This window comes from Mycobacterium sp. (assembly GCF_040509115.1).
Lineage (GTDB): Bacteria > Actinomycetota > Actinomycetes > Mycobacteriales > Mycobacteriaceae > Mycobacterium.
The window spans coordinates 1-3,541 of the sequence record NZ_JBEVLO010000205.1 but is presented as its reverse complement, the minus strand read 5'-3'; the positions used below and the strand labels follow the sequence as shown (position 1 = coordinate 3,541).

At 66.4% G+C, this 3,541-nt stretch carries 3 protein-coding genes; all 3 read left to right on the top strand.

Features of this window, described 5'->3' with window-relative positions; translation table 11 throughout:
* The first annotated feature begins 129 nt into the window (after positions 1–129).
* The gene (locus ABW137_RS14335; protein WP_526400997.1) at positions 130–633 is read left to right on the top strand and encodes a lipoprotein LpqH; all 504 of its coding nucleotides are present in this window, start codon (positions 130–132) and stop codon (positions 631–633) included.
* A 222-nt stretch (positions 634–855) separates the two neighbouring features.
* Positions 856–2,466, top strand: a complete 1,611-nt coding sequence (locus ABW137_RS14330) for a PE-PPE domain-containing protein (protein WP_526400995.1) — start codon at positions 856–858, stop codon at positions 2,464–2,466.
* Positions 2,467–2,673: 207 nt separating this feature from the next.
* Positions 2,674–3,541, top strand: an 868-nt coding sequence (locus ABW137_RS14325) for a PE-PPE domain-containing protein (RefSeq protein ID WP_526400993.1), incomplete at its 3' end; no start/stop codon positions are given.

Below are 3,541 nucleotides of genomic sequence, written 5' to 3'. Positions count from 1 at the left end.
CCCGTTCGACGGTTGCTCTGTGCCAAGACATCAATTCCGCCAATCCCAGGTCCGCTGGTGGGAGGCACCCCATACTGCGGTGGACGATCCGCTGATCTTGACGGATCGCGCGAAAGAAGGAGAGCAGTGGTGAAGCAAGGTTTGCTGGTCGCCGTGGGGAGCGCGGCCCTCGTCATCGCCGGCGTGGCCGGCTGTTCGTCCGGGGGCAGTTCTTCGTCCGGATCGTCATCGTCGTCGTCGAGTTCAGCCTCGTCGGAGTCGAGCAGCTCGAGCGAGTCGTCCAGCGCCGAGGCCAGTTCGGGCGGCACGAAGGTGACCATCGACGGCCAAGCGAAGGACGTCGGCGGCTCGGTGCTGTGCACCACCGTCGGCGGGAACCTCACCGTCGCCATCGGCGAGGCGATGACCGGCATCGGGGCCGTGTTGGGCGCGGGCGACGCGCCGACCGTGACCTCGGTCGCCCTTGGCAACGTCGACGGCGTGACCCTCGCCGTGGGCGGCGGTCAAGGCGATGCGACGGCCACCAAGGACGGCAACACCTACAAGATCACCGGCAACGCGTGGGGCGTCGACATCGCCAATCCGACGTCGCCTGCGAAGAAGCCCTTCGAGCTGGAATTCACCTGCCCATAGCCCCTCGGGAATCCACCCGAGACGACTGCGCCGACGGCGGCGTCCCGAGGGGGGCGCCGCCGTTAGCCACGGTGGGACGCAGTGGCGGACCAGCGCGCTGGGGGTTCGCCGACAGCTAACCAAAGCTGGCGGGAACGCAGGTGTCCGAATCGCCATCGATCTTGTTCTCCAAGTAGTAATGTGCCAGCCGCACAGGGGAGTGCTTGTCGATCTGGGGGGCCGATGGCAAAGCATCGGATGGCGAAGAAGCGTCGAGCACGCAGGGCGCTGGTCGCCACTGCGGCCGCGGCGGGCATGTCGGGAGCCGTGGTACTTGGCCAGACCGTGGACACCACCCCCGCGAATCCCGACCTGATTCTGGCCAGCACCGTGATCGGCGTTGGCGGCCGCGACGACCCGACGAGCACCAGGCTGCAGAACAAGCTCGGCGGCGACTACGCCCTTGGCTTCGACGCCACCGACTACGTCGGCATTCACTACCCGGCGACCGTGTTCTTCCAGAGCAGCATCGACGACGGCGTTCCCAAGCTGGCGCAGGCCGTGGTCGATGCCGACGGCAACATTCGCATCTCGTCCTATTCCGAGGGCACGCTGGTGGCGGAACAGGTCAAACGCGACCTCGCGCATCCGGCACCGGGCGATCCGACGCCGCCACCGTCCAACACGCTGGACTTCGTGTTCATCGCCTCGCCGTACCTGCCAAACGGAGGCATCTTCGCCCGCCTCCCCGGCTTCCGCATCCCCGGCCTGCTTCCGACCTTCGGCGCCGCCGAGGAGACCGCCTACAACTCGACGTACGTGACCAACGAGTACGACGGTTTCGCCGATTTCCCGGCGTACTTCAACCCCCTGTCGCTGGCCAACGCGCTCCTGGGAATGGCCTATGCGCATCCGGACCAGTACTACGACGGCATCGATCTCGCCACGGCGAAGACGTACGAGTACGAGAGGGACAACAGCGCAGGCGGTCACGACACCTACATCCTGGTCTACAACCCGCACCTGCCCCTGCTCGGCCCGATTCGACAGCTGGCGTCGCTCCTCGCGCTGACCCCGCTGACCGAACCCGTGCTGGGCGCCATCGAGCCCCTGCTGAGAGTGATCGTCGACATGGGCTACACCGACCGGGTCAACGCCAATCCGGCGACACCGACCGGGTTCTCGTTCATCACACCCCCCGGGAAGTTCGTCGAGGCTGCCGCAGCCATTCCTGGCGCACTGACCGAGGGGCTCGCGAACCTGCTGTCCGGCGGACAGGACTCCCCGCCACTACCGAATTCCGATGTGGCCGTAAAGTTATCGGACACGTCGACCGGATTCGATGCGGCACCGGATGGCCAGGCCCGGATGCTTCTCGCATCGGATCCGGGCGAGAACACGCAGCCGGACGGCGATCAGAAGAAACCGCTCGACTCGGCCGATGACTTCGATTCCACTGAATCATTCTCTGTCCCAACGCAGCTGACCGGTGCGGCCGACACGCCGACGGACAACTCATCCGGACAGTCGGACTCGAACGGGCCGTCCGACGACGAGTCCGACGACGAGTCCGACGACGAGTCCGACGACGAGAACGACGGCCAGAATGACGGCCAGAATGACGGCCAGAATGACGATGAGAAAGAAGACGGACTACGGCCCCGGGTGACGGTCGACGGCAACGGGTTCACGCCGGGGCGTGTCGGCACCGGGCCATCCGGGCCATCCGGGCCACCTGGGACCACCTCGCCTTCCCCGAGCGCCGGGACGACGAGCATCGGGCCAGACGCGCAGAAGGCCAGCCCCGCCGCAGCCGGGGCACCGGCAGGCAGCACGGACGGACAAGCCGCATGAGCGCCGCCACTGGCCATCCGCGCCCGCGGACGCCGATGCCACGGAACCGCACGGCCGAACCGCCGCGCGGATGTACTGTCCGTGCACACATAGCAACTTGCGCCACACAACCGGGGGGTTACGTTGGCAAATCATTGGTTTCGGGATTCGCATAGAGCGCGCACGGCGTTCCTGGTCGGGGCGGCCGCAGTTGGACTGTCGGGCTCCTTGGTCGTCGGGCATGCCGCCGACCCGGCCGCGATGGTGCGGCTTGCCAGCGCCGTCGTCACCATCGGCGGCCAGGGTGACCCGACGAGCGGGAGGGTGCAGGACAAGTTGGGCCGCACGGTGATTCCACCGGGCTACGACTACTTCCCCATCCAGTACCCCGCCAGCATCGAGCTCGACAAGAGCCGGGACGCGGCGCTGCGAATCCTTCACACCTATCTCACCGTCACCGGAGCGGCAGAGCCCTATCTGATCGTCGCGGGCTATTCGCTCGGCACCATGGCCGCCGAGCAGGAGAAACGAAACCTCCAGGCCCTCGACGACGACGAAGCGCCCTCGCGGGATCAGCTCAGCTTCGTGATGATCGCCTCGCCGTTCGCGGGCAACGGCGGCATCTTCCCACGGTTCGCGGGTATCTCGATCCCCTTCATCACCGCAGGCATGGGAGCGGCTCAGCCGTCGCGGTACGACACCACCTACAGCGCGGTCATGTACGACACGTATGCCGACTTCCCCGCCTACTTCAATCCGATCGCGCTACTCAATTCCGTGTTGTCGATTCGCTACGGCCACCCCGACGCCTACTACGATCCGCTCGATCCGACGTCGTCGCCGCGGTACGTGACCGCAGGCCCGGACAACCTCGCCGGCGGGAAGGACACCTACGTCCTGTACTACAACCCGCACCTGCCGCTGTTCGGTCCGCTGCGGGAATTGGCGTCCGTGTTGGGCCTTTCGGCGTTCACCGAACCACTGATCAGCGCCATCGAGCCTCTCGCTCGGATCATGGTGGACATGGCCTACACCGACCGGGTCAACGCGAATCCGGCTACGGCTACCCCCTTTTCGTTGATCACCCCGCCCGAGA